General features: G+C 71.4%; 17 protein-coding genes. 11 read left to right on the top strand and 6 right to left on the bottom strand.

Going from position 1 to position 16,232, the window contains the following annotated elements:
* From paaC to ACYVIP_RS28815, 5 genes are all read left to right on the top strand, one after another.
* Complete coding sequence (gene paaC, locus ACYVIP_RS28835) at window positions 1-897, top strand: 1,2-phenylacetyl-CoA epoxidase subunit PaaC (protein ID WP_460401904.1); 897 nt, start codon at window positions 1-3, stop codon at window positions 895-897.
* A complete protein-coding gene (gene paaD, locus ACYVIP_RS28830) occupies window positions 894-1,388 on the top strand; it encodes a 1,2-phenylacetyl-CoA epoxidase subunit PaaD (protein WP_460401902.1) in 495 nt (164 codons plus the stop codon). The genes paaC and paaD overlap by 4 nt, the downstream gene beginning before the upstream one ends.
* A complete protein-coding gene (paaE, locus tag ACYVIP_RS28825; protein ID WP_460401900.1) occupies window positions 1,389-2,456 on the top strand; it encodes a 1,2-phenylacetyl-CoA epoxidase subunit PaaE in 1,068 nt (355 codons plus the stop codon).
* Between the two features lie 82 nt (window positions 2,457-2,538).
* Window positions 2,539-3,660, top strand: a complete 1,122-nt coding sequence (locus ACYVIP_RS28820) for a glycosyltransferase family 4 protein (protein WP_460401898.1) — start codon at window positions 2,539-2,541, stop codon at window positions 3,658-3,660.
* A 22-nt stretch (window positions 3,661-3,682) separates the two neighbouring features.
* Window positions 3,683-4,420, top strand: coding sequence for a demethylmenaquinone methyltransferase (locus ACYVIP_RS28815; protein ID WP_460401896.1), 738 nt, complete (start codon window positions 3,683-3,685; stop codon window positions 4,418-4,420).
* Here the strand turns inward: ACYVIP_RS28815 and ACYVIP_RS28810 are convergent.
* Window positions 4,386-5,051, bottom strand: coding sequence for a DUF4328 domain-containing protein (locus ACYVIP_RS28810; RefSeq protein ID WP_460401894.1), 666 nt, complete (start codon window positions 5,049-5,051; stop codon window positions 4,386-4,388). The two genes, ACYVIP_RS28815 and ACYVIP_RS28810, sit on opposite strands and share 35 nt — an antisense overlap.
* A 24-nt stretch (window positions 5,052-5,075) precedes the next feature.
* Complete coding sequence (locus ACYVIP_RS28805) at window positions 5,076-5,624, bottom strand: DUF4328 domain-containing protein (protein WP_460401892.1); 549 nt, start codon at window positions 5,622-5,624, stop codon at window positions 5,076-5,078.
* Between the two features lie 148 nt (window positions 5,625-5,772).
* Between ACYVIP_RS28805 and ACYVIP_RS28800 the strand changes: the two genes are divergently transcribed.
* The gene (locus ACYVIP_RS28800; RefSeq protein WP_460401890.1) at window positions 5,773-7,068 is read left to right on the top strand and encodes a geranylgeranyl reductase family protein; all 1,296 of its coding nucleotides are present in this window, start codon (window positions 5,773-5,775) and stop codon (window positions 7,066-7,068) included.
* Here ACYVIP_RS28800 and ACYVIP_RS28795 read toward each other — a convergent pair.
* Entirely contained in the window at window positions 7,065-7,721 is a 657-nt protein-coding gene (locus ACYVIP_RS28795) for a TetR/AcrR family transcriptional regulator C-terminal domain-containing protein (protein ID WP_460401888.1), read from the bottom strand. The genes ACYVIP_RS28800 and ACYVIP_RS28795 overlap by 4 nt on opposite strands.
* Before the next feature lie 91 nt (window positions 7,722-7,812).
* Between ACYVIP_RS28795 and ACYVIP_RS28790 the strand changes: the two genes are divergently transcribed.
* Window positions 7,813-8,550: an NAD(P)-dependent oxidoreductase gene (locus ACYVIP_RS28790; protein ID WP_460401886.1), complete on the top strand. Its 738-nt coding sequence runs from the start codon at window positions 7,813-7,815 to the stop codon at window positions 8,548-8,550.
* Here ACYVIP_RS28790 and ACYVIP_RS28785 read toward each other — a convergent pair.
* Window positions 8,543-9,763 (bottom strand): acetyl-CoA C-acetyltransferase, encoded by a 1,221-nt coding sequence (locus tag ACYVIP_RS28785; protein ID WP_460401884.1) that lies wholly within the window; start codon window positions 9,761-9,763, stop codon window positions 8,543-8,545. The genes ACYVIP_RS28790 and ACYVIP_RS28785 overlap by 8 nt on opposite strands.
* 38 nt (window positions 9,764-9,801) lie before the next feature.
* Window positions 9,802-10,614, bottom strand: a complete 813-nt coding sequence (locus tag ACYVIP_RS28780; RefSeq protein WP_460401882.1) for an SGNH/GDSL hydrolase family protein — start codon at window positions 10,612-10,614, stop codon at window positions 9,802-9,804.
* A gap of 241 nt (window positions 10,615-10,855) precedes the next feature.
* On the opposite strand from ACYVIP_RS28780, the gene ACYVIP_RS28775 reads away from it, so the two are divergent.
* The 3 genes from ACYVIP_RS28775 to ACYVIP_RS28765 all read left to right on the top strand — a co-directional run bounded on the left by ACYVIP_RS28775 (window position 10,856) and on the right by ACYVIP_RS28765 (window position 14,878).
* The gene (locus tag ACYVIP_RS28775; RefSeq protein WP_460401880.1) at window positions 10,856-12,232 is read left to right on the top strand and encodes a cystathionine beta-synthase; all 1,377 of its coding nucleotides are present in this window, start codon (window positions 10,856-10,858) and stop codon (window positions 12,230-12,232) included.
* A 100-nt stretch (window positions 12,233-12,332) separates the two neighbouring features.
* Window positions 12,333-13,613 (top strand): hypothetical protein, encoded by a 1,281-nt coding sequence (locus ACYVIP_RS28770; RefSeq protein ID WP_460401878.1) that lies wholly within the window; start codon window positions 12,333-12,335, stop codon window positions 13,611-13,613.
* Window positions 13,614-13,720: 107 nt separating this feature from the next.
* Window positions 13,721-14,878: a cystathionine gamma-synthase gene (locus tag ACYVIP_RS28765; protein WP_460401876.1), complete on the top strand. Its 1,158-nt coding sequence runs from the start codon at window positions 13,721-13,723 to the stop codon at window positions 14,876-14,878.
* Window positions 14,879-14,887: 9 nt separating this feature from the next.
* Here the strand turns inward: ACYVIP_RS28765 and ACYVIP_RS28760 are convergent, their stop codons facing one another.
* Window positions 14,888-15,139, bottom strand: coding sequence for a hypothetical protein (locus tag ACYVIP_RS28760; protein WP_460401874.1), 252 nt, complete (start codon window positions 15,137-15,139; stop codon window positions 14,888-14,890).
* A 151-nt stretch (window positions 15,140-15,290) separates the two neighbouring features.
* Between ACYVIP_RS28760 and ACYVIP_RS28755 the strand changes: the two genes are divergently transcribed.
* On the top strand, window positions 15,291-16,181 hold the full coding sequence (locus ACYVIP_RS28755; protein ID WP_460401872.1) for an alpha/beta fold hydrolase: 891 nt from the start codon (window positions 15,291-15,293) through the stop codon (window positions 16,179-16,181).
* Window positions 16,182-16,232: the final 51 nt, after the last annotated feature.

Raw genomic sequence — 16,232 nt, 5'->3', positions numbered from 1 at the left:
ATGAGCTTCGACAACGCGTACGACGCGCTCACCGAGGAGTCCGGGGACGACGGCAACTGGGCGTTCGGCACCGGGTTCGACGATCCACTGTCCGGTGTGGACCGCGCGGTGCCGACCGATGTGTCCACTGTGGACTTGTCGGCCTACTGCCTGATGCTGGCCGACGACGCGCTGATCCTGTCCCAGCGGCTGTCCGAGTGGTGCTCGCGCGCGCCGGAGCTGGAGGAGGACGTCGCGCTCGCCAACATCGCGCTGGACCTGCTCGGCCAGGCCAGGCTGTTGCTCGCCCGCGCTGGCGAGGTCGAGGGCGCTGGCCGGGACGAGGACGCGCTGGCCTACCTGCGCGACGAGCACGAGTTCCGCAACGTCCGGCTGGTCGAGCTGGACTGCGGCCCCGGCCCCGGCGGCGACTTCGCCACCACGATCGCCCGGCTGCTGGTGTTCTCGTCCTGGCGCCTGGCGGTGCTGACCCAGCTCGCGCACTCCAGCGACCCGGTGCTGGCCGCCATCGCCGCCAAGGGCGTCAAGGAGCTGGCCTACCACCGCGACCACGCCGCCCAGTGGACGCTGCGCCTGGCCGGCGGCACCGACTACTCCCGGGAGCGGATGATCGCCGGCCTGGCCACGGTCTGGCCGGTGGTCGACGAGCTGTTCGGCCAGCACCCGGTCGAGCTGGCCCTGCCCGCGGTCGCCGTCGACCCGTCGACCGTGCGGCCGGAGGTCGATGAGGTGCTGGACACCGTGCTGGCCGCCGCCGACCTGTCCCGTCCGGACATTCCGCCGCTGGCCAAGGTCGCCGGCCGCGCGGGCCGCGACGGCGTGCACACTGAGGCGTTCGGCTACCTGCTGGCCGAGATGCAGCACCTGGCCCGCACGCTGCCCGGAGCCGTCTGGTGACCGGCTCGGCGCGTGCGGTGGCCGAGCGCGTGCTCGACCCCGAGCTGCCCGTGCTCACCCTCGCCGACCTCGGCGTGCTGCGTGAGGTGACCGAGTCCGGCGGCCGGGTCGTGGTCACCATCACGCCCACCTACTCCGGCTGCCCGGCCATCGAGGAGATGCGCGACGACCTGCGGACTCAACTCGCCGCGGCCGGCTACCGGGACGTCGAGGTGCGCACCGTGCTCGCGCCGGCCTGGACCACCGACTGGATCAGCGACGCCGGTCGCCGCAAGCTCGCTGAGCACGGCATCGCGCCGCCGGCCCGGATCGGCCCGCGCGCGGCCGGCCCGGTGCCGCTGAACCTGACCCCGCCGCCGAGCCAGGTCCAGTGTCCGCGCTGCGGCTGCGCCAAGACCACCGAGCTGTCCCGCTTCTCCGCGACCGCGTGCAAGGCGTTGCGCCGCTGCGAGTCCTGCCGGGAACCGTTCGAGCACGTCAAGGAGCTGTAGATGAGCAGCCGGACGTTCCACCAGCTCCCGGTCTCCCGGGTCGACCGCCTCTGCGAGGACGCGGTCGCGGTCACCTTCGCCGTGCCCGCCGAGCTGGCCAGGACCTTTGCCTTCCAGGCAGGGCAGTACCTCACGCTGCGCCAGGACGTGGACGGGGTGGAGGAGCGCCGGTCGTACTCGATCTGTGCGCCACCGGAGGCCGCGCCGAGGATCGGGGTGCGCCGGGTGGCCGGCGGGCTGTTCTCCAGCAGGCTGGTGGACTCGGTGCGGCCGGGCGACCTGCTCGAGGTGCTGCCGCCGCAGGGCAGGTTCACCCCGGACGCGGAGCGGCGGGGCGCCCAGCACGTGTTCGTCGCGGCCGGATCGGGGATCACGCCGGTGCTCTCGATCGTCAGCTCGCTGCTGCGGTCCGATGAGGACAGTCGGGTGACGTTGCTGTACGGGAACCGCCGGTCGGACACGGTGATGTTCGGCGACGAGCTGGCCGACCTCAAGGACCGCTACACCGACCGGTTCCAGTTGGTGCACGTGCTTTCCCGCGAGCCGCGCGCGGTCGAGCTGTTCTCCGGGCGGCTGGACGCCGAGCGGTTGACCAGGCTGCTCGGCACGATCGTGCCGACGGTGGATGTCGACCGCTGGTGGCTGTGTGGCCCGTTCGGCATGCTCACCGACGCGCAGGCCGCGCTGGCCGCGCACGGTGTGCCGGCCGACCGGGTGCGCCGCGAACTGTTCTATGTGGACGAACCGCCGCCGGAGGTCAAGCGCGCCGATGAGTCCACAGTGGAGGGACCGGCGGCGACGGTGACGGTGGTGCTCGACGGCCGGGAGACCACGCTGACGCTGCCGGCGGACCTGCCGATCCTGGACGCCGCGCAGCGGGTGCGCGCCGACCTGCCGTTCGCCTGCAAGGGCGGGGTGTGCGGCACCTGCCGGGCGCGGCTGGTCAGCGGCGAGGTGGAGATGCGTCGCAACTACGCGCTGGAACAACACGAGCTGGACGCCGGCTTCGTGCTCACCTGCCAGTCGATGCCGCGCTCACCGACCATCACGGTCGACTACGACGCCTGAAGCGGCAAGCGTTCCGGCAACGTTCGCGCGGTGGCCATGTCGGCGTTCTGCTCCCGGCAGCCCGGGTTGTCACCGTACGGACGTGCGCGTCGCCATCGTCACCGAGAGTTTCCTGCCGCAGGTGAACGGCGTGACCAACTCGGTCCTCCGCGTCATCGAACACCTCCACGCCCACGGCCACGAGGCGCTGGTCATCGCCCCCGGCATGGCCGGCCCGGAGCGCTACCTGCACGCTCCCGTCCGCCGGGTCCGGGCCATCGACCTGCCGATGATCACCGCCCTGCCCATCGGCATGCCGTCGCCAAGAGTGCACGCCGCGCTGGCCGAGTTCGCGCCCGACGTCGTGCATCTGGCCTCGCCGTTCGTGCTCGGCATCGCCGGGTTGCGCTCGGCCAGACGGCTCGGCGTGCCGACCGTCGCGGTCTACCAGACCGATGTCGCCGGGTTCGCCGCCGCGTGCGGCCTGCGCCACGGCGCGGGCACGGCCTGGCGGTGGATCCGCAGGCTGCACAGCGCCGCGGACCGCACACTGGCGCCCTCGCTCGCCTCGGTCCGCGCGCTGACCGACCACGGCGTGCCCCGGGTGCACCTGTGGGCCCGGGGCGTCGACCAGGAGCAGTTCGCGCCATGGCACGCCGACCTGCGCCTGCGTGAACGGCTGGCCCCGCGCGGGGAACTGCTCGTCGGCTACGTCGGCAGGCTCGCGCCGGAGAAGCAGGTCCAGCGACTGGCCACCCTGCACGGGCTGCCCGGCGTGCGGGTGGTCGTGGTCGGCGACGGCCCGGAGGAACCGGAGCTGCGCAGGCTGCTGCCCGACGCCGCGTTCCTCGGCTTCCGCACCGGGCAGGAGCTGGCCACCGCGTACGCCAGCCTGGACGTGTTCGTCCACACCGGACCGCACGAGACCTTCTGCCAGGCCGCGCAGGAGGCGATGGCCTCCGGGTTGCCGGTCATCGCGCCGAACTCGGGCGGGCCACAGGACCTGATCGAGTCCGGCCGGACCGGGTTCCTGATCGAGCCGTACCACGACCACCGCTTCGCCGGCGAACTCTGGTCCACTGTGGAGCGACTGCGCAGTCGCGGGCTGCGCCGCCGGATCGGCCTGGCCGCCCGCGAGTCCGTGCTGTCCCGTACCTGGTCGGCGGTGTGCGGGGAGTTGCTCGGCCACTACGACCAGGTCAGCGCCGCGATGCTGGCCGCATAACGGTTGCCGTAGGGTCTGGCCCATGTCTCGTGCTGGCCTGGACAAGGACCCTCGCGACGTGGCCGAGATGTTCGACGACGTGGCGCAGGGCTACGACCGGACGAACTCGGTGATGACGCTGGGGTTCGACCGGCGCTGGCGTTGGCTGACCCGCCGTGTCCTCGATGCCACGCCGCGCGACCGCATCCTCGACCTGGCCGCCGGCACCGCGGTGTCGACCGTGGAGTACTCCAGATCCGGCGCCTGGTGCGTGGCCGCCGACTTCTCCCTCGGCATGCTGCGCAGCGGCGCGCACCGCGAGGTGCCCAAGGTCGCCGCGGACGCGTTCCACCTGCCCTTCGCCACCGGCGCGTTCGACGCGGTCACGGTGTCCTTCGGCCTGCGGAACATGAACGACACGGTCGCCGCGCTGCGCGAGATGTGCCGGGTGGTGCGCCCTGGCGGCCGGCTGGTCATCTGTGAGGTGTCCCAGCCGCCGTGGCGGCTGATCCGCTGGCTGCACCACCACGTCGTGCTGCGGCTGCTGCCCAGGATCACCAGCCCGTTCTCCTCCAACCGCGAGGCGTACAGCTACCTCGCCGAGTCGATGCGCGACTGGCACGACCAGCGCACGCTCGGCGAGCTGATCGCCGAGGCCGGCTGGCAGGACGTCGAGTGGCTGAACCTCACCATGGGCGTGGTGGCCCTGCACCGGGCCACCAAACCCACCGCGCCGCTCGAGGCGGTCACGCCGGCCGAGGAGCCGCCTGCCACGCGGTGATCTGCCGGATCAGCACGATCACGAACCCCCCGGCCAGGCAGTGGAACACCGTGGTGGCGGTGTTGGCGAGGGTGACGTTCCACAGCGCGTCCAGATCGCCCTCCTGCCGCGACGCGGCCCGCAGCCACACCGATCCGAGCCAGGTGAGGATCCAGCTGGTCCACCACCAGCGCACCAGGTGGTTCGACACCAGTACGCCGCCGGGGTGGCTCACCCGCCAGATGTCGTACACGATCCGGTACGGGTACCAGAGGTTGATGACCGGGACGAACCAGCCGCCGATCGTCCACCCGCGAGCGAGGTCCTGCGCCTGCCGGTTGATCAGCTCCGCGTTCTGCCGCGCTCGCCACAGCCACGCCAGGAACACCACCGGGGTGAGCAACCCGACGAACAGCAGGACGCGGCCGATGGTGAGCGTCAGGTCGTCGGCGTCGACCAGATCGGTGCCGGTGACGCCGGTGCCGCCGGCGAGGTAGTCCTCGGCCAAGCCGTACCCGTTCCAGGTCGTCACGGCTTCGAGCACGCTCACCACACAGGTGAGCGCGATCAGGGCGACCGCGGCGATCCCGAGTCCGCGCTGCTGTCCGCTCGACGGGATCTCGACGGGTAACCGGGGTTGGTTCAGGGACACGCGCTGCTCCTGGTGAGTGGTCGGTCACTCACGCATCGCTTGGCCGGGGCGATCCGTTTCCAGGGAGATCCGGTGCATGGTCTGCCGGACCACCAGGACCAGCGGCACGCCGGCCACCCACAGCGCGCCCGCGCCGACCGAGTTGACCCACGCCAGCGTCGTCAGCTCGGCGGCGGTGGCGTTCGCGCCGGACAGCAGGGTGGTCGCGGTGGCGAACAGGGTGAGCGCCAGCCAGCAGCCGACCGCCAGCGCGCGCGGCGCGCGGTGCCCGACCCGGCCCCGCAGCCGGGCGTTCGCGCGTAATCGGGACAGCCAGACCAGCAGCGCCACCGCGGTGGCGATCATCGTGATCACGAACAGCGCGTCCACGGTGCGTTCGGTGGAGTCCGCGCTGGTGAGGTCGGCCACGCCGATCCCGGGCATGCCGGCGTCGTAGGCCGTGGCGACGTCGCGGTGGTTCCAGGTGGCCCACGCGTCGAGCACCGCGGCCAGGCAGGAGGCCGCGACCAGCGTCGATGACGCCGCGGTCGGGCCGAGCAGTGGCAGGGTTCGCGCCGGTTCCGGACTCGCCATGTCGCCCCCAGGCATAGCTCGTTCGATGTTACCTAGGTGTCGTTGATCACTGGCTGTCTGTTTCGGCACGTACCGGTGGTTCTGCCGGCCGATAGAATGAGCTCGTTCGTGAACGTTTTCACAAGCCCTGTTGCCGAGGAGCCGCCGGATGGGAACCCCGAGCCGACGCAAAGCAGCGGAGGACGCCGAGGTCATCGTGGTCGGGGCCGGTCCTGCCGGGTCGACCGCGGCGACCTACCTCGCCCGTGCGGGGCTGGACGTGCTGCTGCTGGAGAAGAGCACCTTCCCCCGCGAGAAGGTCTGCGGTGACGGGCTGACCCCACGCGGGGTCAAGCAGCTCATCGACCTCGGCATCGACACCCGCGAGGAGGCCGGCTGGCTGCACAACAAGGGCCTGCGGGTGGTCGGCGGCGGCGTGACCATGGAGCTGGACTGGCCGGACCTGGCGACCTTCCCGCCATACGGCGTGGTCCGCACCCGCCAGGACTTCGACGAGATGCTGGCCAAGACCGCGTCGCGGGCCGGTGCGCGGCTGCTCGAACAGACCACCGTCACCGGCGCGATCACCGACGACCGGGACGGCCGGGTCATCGGCGTGACCGCCAAGGTCGGCCCCGACCGGGCGCCGGTCAGCTACCGGGCGCCGATCGTGCTCGCGTGCGACGGGGTGTCCGCGCGGCTGGCGCTGTCGGTGGGGCTGGAGAAGATCGAGAGCAGGCCGATGGGCGTGGCCGTGCGGCGGTACTACGCCTCGCCACGCAGCAAGGACGACTTCCTCGAGTCGCACCTGGAGCTGTGGGACAAGTCCGACCCGGCCGATCCCCGGCTGCTGCCCGGCTACGGCTGGATCTTCGGCATGGGCGACGGCACGGTCAACGTGGGCCTGGGCATCCTGTCCACGTCCAAGGCCTTCGGCAAGACCGACTACCGGGCGCTGATGCGGGCCTGGCTGGACGGCACGCCGGAGGAGTGGGGTTTCCGCGAGCACAACGCGACCGGCAAGATCGGCGGCGCCGCGCTGCCGATGGGCTTCAACCGGGTGCCGCACTACGCGCGCGGGATGCTGCTGGTCGGCGATGCCGGCGGGATGGTCAACCCGTTCAACGGCGAGGGCATCGGGTACGCGATGGAGTCGGCGAAGCTGGCCGCGGAGTGCGTTGTGCAGGCCCTCGCCCGGCCGGAGGGCCCGTCGCGCGAGCGCGCGCTCGCCGGGTACCCGCTGGCCATGAAGCAGGCGCTCGGCAGCTACTACCGGCTGGGCAACATCTTCAGCAAGCTGATCGGCAACCCGCTGGTGATGCGCACCGCGACGAAGTACGGCCTGCCGAGGACCACGCTGATGAAGCTGGTGCTCAAGCTGCTGGCCGGCCTGTACGACCCGAGGGACGGCGACGCCTTCGACCGCATGATCACCGCCGCCACCAGGATGGCGCCCAGCGTCTAGCCAGCCTCGTCGGGGTGTAGCGCGTCGAGGATCAGTGACAGGCCGAACCCGAACTCGTCGGCGTGGTCGTAGCCGGGCGTGAGCGCGTGCTCGGTGATGATCTCGGCGAGGTGTGGGTAGGTGTCGGCCGGCAGGCCGGCCAGGATGTCGCCGGCGACCTCGTCGAGCTCGGCGCGGTCGCTGAACGGCAGGCTCACCTCCTGGATGACGAACCCGTACAGATAGCTGTCGATCACCGAGAACGCGTGCGCGGCCAGCGCGACGGAGAAGCCGCCCGCGCGCAGGGCGCCGAGGACGGCGTCGTGGTGGCGCAGGGTCGCCTGGCCGGGCCGGCGGCGGGAGTCCAGCAGCCCGACCGCCCACGGATGGCGCGCCAGCACCGCGCGCGCCGAGGCCGCCCGGTCCCGCATGGCCGCCCGCCAGTCCGTCGTGGCGCCGGGCAGGTCGATCTCGCCGAACACCGCGTCGACCATCCCGTCGAGCACGCCCTCGCGACCGGCGACGTGGTTGTACAGCGACATCGCCTCGACGCCGAGCCGGGTGGCGATGGCCCGCATGGTGACCCCGGCCTGGCCCTTCTCGTCGGCGAGCGCGATCGCCGCGGTGACCACCCGCTCCCGGCTCAGTGGCGTCCGCTTGCGCCGCTCGGTCATCTGACGTCCCCACTGCCCGTTCTCACTGCCCGTTGACGGAACTTACAGTGTAAGCGTAGCGTGACTTACAACGTAAGTTAAGGAGTGGGACATGAGCACTGACCAGATCAGGAAGGCCTGTGTCGTCGGCGCGTCGGGCAAGCTCGGGCAGTACCTGGTCCGGCACGCGCTGGACCAGGGCTACGAGGTCGTCGGCGTGTGCCGCGAACGCAGCGTCGACAAGCTGGCCGCGCTCGCCGACCGGATCACGATCGTCGCCGGGCAGACCGACGACCGCGAGGTGATCCGCGAGGCGGTCGCCGGCTGCGACGGCGTGCTGACCGTGCTGGTGCCCTGGGGCGTGCGGCAGTACTCGTCCGGCACGGCGCGGGCGGTCCTCGACCACGCCGAGCCCGGCGCGCGGCTGGTCTTCTCCTGCGGCTGGCACATCACCCGCGACGGCCTCGACCAGTACTCCTGGAAGTTCCGGCTGGCCGTGCGGGTCGCCACCCGGCTGGCCCGCCTCGTGCGCGCGGTCGACATCGACGACCAGGTGGCGGCCTGCCAGCGGATCTTCGCCAGCGACCGCCGCTGGACGGTCGTGCGCGGCAGCGACCTGGAGGAGGGCGCGAGCCAGGGCCTGCCGGTGTGGAGCCGGCACGTCGGCGACCCGGTCCTGGCCAGCAACCTGACCAGGCGGGTGGACTTCGCGCTGTTCATGGTGGCCGCGCTCACCGACGACACGCTGGTACGCGAGGCGCCGGCCATCGTCGGGTGCGCGTCCCCGAGCGCGCTGGCGCACGCCGGCGGATCCGCGCCGGGATCCGCCGGGCAGCGCACCGCTAGCTGAGCCGCTCCAGGATCATCGCCATGCCCTGGCCGCCGCCGACGCACATGGTCTCCAGGCCGAACTGCTTGTCGTGCCACTGCAGGGAGTTGATCAGCGTGGTCGCGATCCGGGCGCCGGTCATGCCGAACGGGTGGCCGACCGCGATCGCGCCGCCGTTCACGTTCAGCTTGTCGATGTCGATGTTCAGGTCGCGGTAGGAGGGGATCACCTGGGCGGCGAACGCCTCGTTGATCTCCACCAGGTCGATGTCGTCGATGGTCATCCCGGCCAGCGCCAGCGCCCGCTTCGACGCCTCCACCGGGCCGAGGCCCATGATCTCCGGCGACAGCCCGGACACCCCGGTGGCCACGATCCGCGCCAGCGGCGTCACGCCGAGCTCCGCCGCCCTGTCCGAGCTCATGATCACCAGCGCCGCGGCGCCGTCGTTGAGCGGACAGCAGTTGCCGGCGGTGATCCGGCCGTTGGGCCGGAACACCGGCTTGAGCGTCGCGGTCTTCTCGTAGTTCACGCCCGGCCGGGGGCCGTCGTCGGTGTCCACCACGCTGCCGTCGGGCAGGGTGACCGGGGTGATCTCCCTGGCCCAGAAGCCGGCCTTGATCGCCTCCTCGGCCCGGTTCTGCGACCGGACGCCGAAGTGGTCCATGTCCTCCCTGGTCACGCCCTTGAGCTGGGCCAGGTTCTCGGCCGTCTGGCCCATCGCGATGTAGACGTCGGGCACCGCGCCGTCCTGGCGCGGGTCGTGCCATTCGGTGGCGCCCTCGGTGGCCGAGGCGACGGTCCGCGCCTCGGCGTCGGCGAACAGCGGGTTGTGCGTGTTCGGCCAGCTGTCGGCGCTGCCGTACTCGTAGCGGGACACCGTCTCCACCCCGGCGCTGACGAACACCGAGCCCTCGCCCGCCTTGATCGCGTGCAACGCCATCCTGGTGGTCTGCAGGCTGGACGCGCAGTACCTGGTCACCGTGCAGCCGGGCAGGAAGTCGTAGCCGAGCTCGACGGCGATCGCGCGGCCCATGTTGAAGCCCTGCTCACCGCCGGGCAGCCCGCAGCCGAGCATGAGGTCGTCGATCTGGGTCGGGTCCAGTTCCGGCACCTTGTCCAACGCCGCCCGCACGATCTGGGTGGCGAGATCGTCTGGCCTGATGTCCACGAGCGAACCCTTGCCGGCACGGCCGATCGGCGACCGGGCCGCGGAAACGATGACCGCGTCTGGCATGGCGTAACTCCCTTGTCAGTGATGCCCTGGCAGGGAGGTTACGCGTGAGTAAGGTGTCCGCTCCCCAACAAGCCGGCAGCATCACACAACGGGGCCAGCAGCATTTCCGCGGCCAGCTCGTAGCCGGCGCCGCTGGGATGGAAGCGGTCGTCGCTGAACAGCTCGTCTGGCCGGCGGAGGAACTCCGGGGTCAGCAGCGCGGCGATGGACACCGTGGACACCCCGTCGAGGCGCTCCAGCTCCCGTCGCTGCGCCCTGGCCAGCGCCAGGCCCCAGCGCGACGCGATCGACCGCAGCGGCTGGGGGATCGGCTGGATGATGTCCAGGTCCGGGCAGGTGCCGACGACGACCGTGCTGCCGGTGCGCAGCAGCCTGCGCACCTGCTTGGCCAGCACCATCGCCGACGTGCCGATCCGCATCTTGCTGGTCACGTCGTTGCCGCCGATGATCACCAGGGCGAGGTCCGGCGGGTCGATCAGCGCGACGTCGACCTGTTCGTCCAGGTCGGAGGTGCGCGATCCGCTGACCGCGTGGGTGGTCAGGCGCACCGGCCGGCCGGCCTCCTCGGCGAGTCCCTTGGCCAGCAGCACGCCGGGCAGTTGGGTGGTGGTCTCGGAGCCGAGGCCGGCGGCCAGGGAGTCGCCGAGCACCGCGAACGACAGCGTGTCGTCGAGGTCCTCGGTGACCGGACCGCTACCGTCCGGTAGGTATCCGCCGTCAGCGTTGAGCGGCAGCGCACGGGACTTGCCGATGATCGTGCGTGCCTTCTTCGACTGGCCATTGAGCAAACTGATCGCCGCACCGGACAGTCCGCCGACCGAACCGGCGATCAGGCCCAGTGCTCTGAGCATCCGCACTCCTGCCAACGCCGTCCTCCCTATAACGTCCAGTGAACCACCGGTTCCCCGTACATCGCGTACGCCGACGACGCCGCGACGCCGGATCGACGCTCGATTGAAGTGTGTTCCTTGTCACTGGCGGCTCACTCAAGGTTGGCTCGAGTTGGCTGGGCAGAACTGGTCAGGCCGTGCTATCGCGGCCGGGCTACGCTCGCGGCGTGCCGGGGGACACGATCGTTGACAAGGAGTGCAGGTGGAGTACGTCGAACACGTCATGGATCTGGTCGGCAACACGCCGCTGGTGAAGTTGAACTCGCTGGCCGAGGGGGTGTCCGCGACCGTGCTGGCCAAGGTGGAGTACTTCAACCCTGGCGGCAGTGTGAAGGATCGGATCGCGCTGCGCATGATCGAGGCGGCCGAAGCCGCCGGCGAGTTGCGGCCAGGCGGCGTCATCGTCGAGCCGACCAGCGGAAACACCGGGGTCGGGCTGGCCATGGTCGCCCAGCGGCGGGGCTACCGCTGCGTGTTCGTGTGCCCGGACAAGGTCAGCGAGGACAAGCGCAACACCCTCAAGGCCTACGGCGCCGAGGTCGTGGTGTGCCCGACGGCGGTCGCCCCGGAGCACCCGGACTCCTACTACAACGTCTCCGACCGGCTGGTCACCGAGATCGAGGGCGCGTGGAAGCCCGACCAGTACTCCAACCCGAACAACCCGGAGAGCCACTACCACGCCACCGGCCCGGAGATCTGGCGGCAGACCGAGGGCCGGGTGACCCACTTCGTCGCCGGCGTTGGCACCGGCGGCACCATCTCGGGCACCGGCCGTTACCTCAAGGAGGTGTCCGACGGCCGGGTGCGGATCGTCGGCGCCGACCCGGAGGGCTCGGTGTACTCCGGCGGCACCGGCCGGCCGTACCTGGTCGAGGGCGTCGGCGAGGACTTCTGGCCGCAGACCTACGACCGGTCGGTCGCCGACGAGATCATCGCGGTCTCCGACGGCGAGTCCTTCGAGGTCACCCGCAGGCTCGCCCGCGAGGAGGGCCTGCTGGTCGGCGGCTCGTGCGGGATGGCGGCGGCCGCGGCCATCCGGCTGGCCAGGCGCCTGGACAAGGACGACGTGGTGGTCGTGCTGCTGCCCGACGGCGGCCGGGGCTACCTGTCGAAGGTGTTCAACGACGACTGGATGGCCTCCTACGGCTTCCTGCCCCCGGAGCACTCCGGCGCGACCGTCGGCGACGTGCTGCGCCGCAAGGGGACCGGCGGCCTGATGCCCGACCTGGTGCACGCGCACCCGACCGAGACGGTCGCGGACGCGGTCGCCTACCTGCGCGAGTTCTCCGTCAGCCAGATGCCGGTGGTCAACGCCGAGCCGCCGGTGATGGCCGCGGAGGTGGTCGGCGCGGTCAACGAGCGCGACCTGCTCGAGGCGCTGTTCACCGGCAAGGCGAACCTGGCCGACCGGCTCGACATGCACATGTCGCCGCCGCTGCCGACGATCGGCGCTGGTGAACAGGTCACCGCCGCGATGCAGGCACTCGCCGAGGCAGACGGCGCGCTGGTGCTGATGGACGGCAAGCCGGCAGGCGTGGTCACCCGCCATGACCTGCTCGGATTTCTGGCCGGTCGGTAACGGCGATTGTTGGACCAGACCCGTTGCCGCATGTCCCCCGTTTGGATGCACTAGCGTTGGCCCGAACACAACTTGACAATTCTGAAGGGGTTGGAACCCGATGAGCTCTCCGCAGCCGCCGAACCAGCCATGGCAGGGCGGCCAGGCACCGCAACACGGGGAAGGTGAGCAGCAGCCCGGGCAGGACCCGCAGAACCCGGCGCTCGCCAGCCCTGGTCCGACGCAGGTCGTCCAACCGGGCGGCCAACCAGGCGCCGACGGTGTGGAGCGCACCCAGGCGATCCAGCCCGGTCAGCAGCCACCCGCCGTGCCCGACTCGGGTGCCACCCAGGTCGTACAGCCAGGTCAGTACGGCCAGCAGCCGGGGTCGGACGCCGGCGCGACACAGATGGTGCCGCCCGGCTCGATGCCGCCGCAGCAGCCGCCCTACGCGCCGCCGCCCGGCGCGGACGCCTCGCCGCCCGGTGGGTTCCCCGGGCAGCCGGGTGGTTTCGGCCAGCCGCCCCAGCAGCAGTTCGGCCAGCCGCCCCAGCAGGGCTTCGGCCAGCCCCAGCAGCCGCCGCCCGGCTACGGCCAGCCGCAGCAGTTCGGTCAGCTGCCCCAGCAGCAGGGCTTCGGCCAGCAGCCGGGTTACGGCCAGCCGCCCGGCGGCTTCGCCCAGCAGACCGGCCTCGGCGCCGGCCCGTCGTTCGGCGGGCAGGGGCAGAACACCCAGATGATCTCGTGGGGCCTGGCCGGCGTCGCCGCGCTGCTCGGCCTGCTCACGACCATTTTCCTGCTGGTCGACCTCGGCGACATCGGTGAATACTCCGACGCCTATGACGCGATCCCCGAGCAGGCGCGCGACGAGTTCGGCCTGCCGGCGCCGGGGATGATCTGGCTGTGCTCGATCGGGATGCTGCTCGGCGGGATCGGCGCCATCGGCGGCGGGGTGCTGATCTACCTCAAGCACAAGCTGGCGACGCTCGTGCTGGTGGCCAGCGGCGCGCTGATGCTGGTCTTCGCGATCTTCGAGTTGATCCTGTTCGGCGGCATCGACGAGCGGGTCCCGACGAGCACGCCGACCAGCGCGGTGTGGGGGCTCATCGGCGGCATCATCGTCGGCGGCATCGGTGCGCTCGGGTACCTCCCGCAGACCAAGAAGTTCCTCGGCGGCGAGTCCGTGTTGGGCGGCCCCGGTGGTCCTGGTGGCTTCGGTGGCCCGCCCGGTGGTGGCTTCGGCCAGCCGCCGCAGCAGGGCTTCGGCCAGCCCCAGCAGGGCTTCGGCCAGCCGCCGGGCGGCTTCGGTCAGCCGCCCCAGCAGCAGGGCTTCGGCGGCCCGCCGCCGGGAGGCGGCTACGGCCAGCCCCCGCAGCAGGGTGGCCCGCCGCCCCAGTGGTGAACGAGTACTGAGTGAACGCCGGCGGACCCGTTTACGGGACGCCGGCGTTCGCCGCTCTGTGAGTTCCACATGCTGGGCTCGTCAGTGGCGGGTAATAATCTGTGACCATGGGTGAAGACATGAGCCGTTGGGGCTTTGAGACGCGCGCGATCCACGCTGGTCAGCGCCCGGATCCGCAAACCGGCTCGGTCATCGTGCCGATCTACGCCACCTCCACGTTCGCCCAGGACGGGGTCGGTGGGCTGCGTTCCGGCGGGTATGAGTACTCCAGAACCGCCAATCCCACTCGAACCGCGCTCGAGGAGGCGCTCGCCTCGCTGGAGGGCGGGCGGCACGCGCTGGCCTTCTCCTCCGGCATGGCCGCCGGCGACGTCGCGCTGCGGGCCATGACCCGCCCCGGCGACCACGTCATCCTCGGCGGCGACGCCTACGGCGGCACGTTCCGCCTGCTGGACAAGGTGCTCACCCACTGGGGCGTCGAGTACACCACCGTCGACCTGGCCGACGTGGACACCGCGCGCGCGGCGGTCCAGCCCAACACCAAGGTCATCTGGTGCGAGACGCCGACCAACCCGCTGCTGGGCATCGCCGACATCGCCGCGCTGGCCCAGGTCGCCGCCGTCTCCGGGGCGCGACTGGTCGTGGACAACACCTTCGCCACCCCCTACCTGCAGTCGCCGCTCGGCCTCGGCGCCGACGTCGTGCTGCACTCGACCACCAAGTACCTCGGCGGCCACTCCGACGTCGTCGGCGGCGCGCTGATCACCTCCGACGACGAGCTGCACGAGCAGTTCGGGTTCCTGCGCAACGCGGTCGGCGCGGTGCCCAGCCCCTTCGACGCCTGGCTGACCCTGCGCGGCGGAAAGACCCTCGGCCTGCGCATGGAGCGGCACAGCGACAACGCCGAGCGCGTGGTCGAGGCCCTGCTCGGCCACCAGAAGGTCACCAAGGTCTACTACCCCGGCCTGCTCGACCACCCCGGCCACGAGATCGCCGCCAAGCAGATGCGCCGCTTCGGCGGCATGGTGTCGTTCTCGGTGGCCGGCGGCGAGGAGGCGGCCCTCGAGGTCGCCGCCCGCACGGAGCTGTTCATCCTCGGCGAGTCCCTCGGCGGCGTCGAGTCGCTGATAGAGCACCCCGGCCGGATGACCCACGCCAGCACGACCGGCTCACCACTGCAGGTGCCCGGCGATGTGCTGCGGCTGTCGGTCGGCATCGAGGACGCCACCGACCTGGTGGGCGATTTGCTCCAGGCCCTCGGCTGAGGGCGGGCGCTACGGCGCCTTGACCGTGCGGTCGGCCAGCTCGTTCACCGCGGGCTCGGCCGGCGGCGGCGTGTCCTCGTGCTGGTACTTGTCCGGCTTCGGCAGATGCGCCGGGTCAAGGCAGCTGTCCACCAGCTCGACCTGCCCGTTGTCGTGCTCCACGTAGTGGCCGGGGTTGGCGCAGCCGGCCTGGCCGACGCTGTAGACGGCGACCCCGGCCAGGGCCAACGCGGCCAACGACGCACCGGCTAGCGGGAGCACTCCCGCGACTCGAGACCCAACGGCCATCGCTGTATCCCATCCACGCTGCTTGCGTCTGAGAATACCTGGCTTCCGACATTTCCTGTCGCCACCTGTCGATCCGGGGTCCGCTCGCTCGACGCGTCGGCAAACACCGACCAGGGAGCAGCACATGAACCGGATCGCCAGGGCCATCACCGTCACCGCCGTCGCGGCCGCCGCCGCGGTGCTCACCGTCGCCCCGGGCACCGCGGGCGCCGGCGCGGAGCACGCCGGGGGCCGGGGCCACTACGCCGACGTCAACGGCCTGCACCTGTACTACGAGGTGCACGGCAAGCGGACCAGCCAGCCGCCGGTCGTGCTGGTCCACGGGGCCTTCTCCGCCACCGGCACCTCCTGGGGCGAGCTGGTCCGGCCGCTGTCGCGCACCCGGCAGGTCATCTCGGTGGAGATGCAGGGCCACGGCCACACCGCCGACATCGACCGCCCGCTGCGGCCCGAGCTGATGGCCGACGACACCGCCGCGCTGCTCGACCACCTCGACATCGAGCAGGCCGACGTGTGGGGCTACAGCATGGGGGCCTCGGTCGCGCTGCACGTCGGCCTCGCCCACCCGGAGAAGGTGCGCAAGCTGGTGCTGCAGTCGGTGCCCATCGCCAACGACGGCTACCACCCAGGGCACCTGGAGTCGATGGCGCAGCTGCGGCCGGAGATGCTCTACGGCACCCCGTTCCACCAGGAGTACCTCGACCTCTCACCGCACCCGGAGAACTTCGACGCGCTCGTGGCGAAGGTCAAGGACCTGGTCGAGCACACCGTGCACGTGCCGGCCTCGGCGCTGGCGGCGATGGACGTCCCGGTGCTCACGGTCATGGGCGACTCGGACATCTTCAAGCCGGAGCACGGGGTGGAGATGTTCCGGGCCACCGGCGGCGGGGTGAACGGCGACATCGTCGGCGTGCCGCAGTCGCGACTGGCGATCCTGCCCGGCACCACCCACATCGGTACCTCGCAGCGGGTGAACCTGCTGCTGCTCATGGTCCCCGAGTTCCTGGACTCCTGACTGCCATGAAGGACGCCTTGGTCGCGTACCAAGGCGTCCTTCAGCGCGTTG

The organism is Actinophytocola sediminis (assembly GCF_054779715.1).
The sequence above is the reverse complement of the archived record's forward strand: the minus strand, read 5'-3'. Positions and strand labels throughout refer to the sequence as shown.

What these genes read in the sequence shown, in the direction of transcription:
- paaC (WP_460401904.1), top strand. Translation starts at nt 1, where the DNA reads ATGAGCTTCGACAACGCGTACGACGCGCTCACCGAGGAGTCCGGGGAC.
- paaE (WP_460401900.1), top strand. Translation starts at nt 1,389, where the DNA reads ATGAGCAGCCGGACGTTCCACCAGCTCCCGGTCTCCCGGGTCGACCGC.
- ACYVIP_RS28815 (WP_460401896.1), top strand. Translation starts at nt 3,683, where the DNA reads ATGTCTCGTGCTGGCCTGGACAAGGACCCTCGCGACGTGGCCGAGATG.
- ACYVIP_RS28805 (WP_460401892.1), bottom strand. Translation starts at nt 5,624, where the DNA reads ATGGCGAGTCCGGAACCGGCGCGAACCCTGCCACTGCTCGGCCCGACC.
- ACYVIP_RS28800 (WP_460401890.1), top strand. Translation starts at nt 5,773, where the DNA reads ATGGGAACCCCGAGCCGACGCAAAGCAGCGGAGGACGCCGAGGTCATC.
- ACYVIP_RS28795 (WP_460401888.1), bottom strand. Translation starts at nt 7,721, where the DNA reads ATGACCGAGCGGCGCAAGCGGACGCCACTGAGCCGGGAGCGGGTGGTC.
- ACYVIP_RS28790 (WP_460401886.1), top strand. Translation starts at nt 7,813, where the DNA reads ATGAGCACTGACCAGATCAGGAAGGCCTGTGTCGTCGGCGCGTCGGGC.
- ACYVIP_RS28785 (WP_460401884.1), bottom strand. Translation starts at nt 9,763, where the DNA reads ATGCCAGACGCGGTCATCGTTTCCGCGGCCCGGTCGCCGATCGGCCGT.
- ACYVIP_RS28780 (WP_460401882.1), bottom strand. Translation starts at nt 10,614, where the DNA reads ATGCTCAGAGCACTGGGCCTGATCGCCGGTTCGGTCGGCGGACTGTCC.
- ACYVIP_RS28770 (WP_460401878.1), top strand. Translation starts at nt 12,333, where the DNA reads ATGAGCTCTCCGCAGCCGCCGAACCAGCCATGGCAGGGCGGCCAGGCA.
- ACYVIP_RS28765 (WP_460401876.1), top strand. Translation starts at nt 13,721, where the DNA reads ATGGGTGAAGACATGAGCCGTTGGGGCTTTGAGACGCGCGCGATCCAC.
- ACYVIP_RS28755 (WP_460401872.1), top strand. Translation starts at nt 15,291, where the DNA reads ATGAACCGGATCGCCAGGGCCATCACCGTCACCGCCGTCGCGGCCGCC.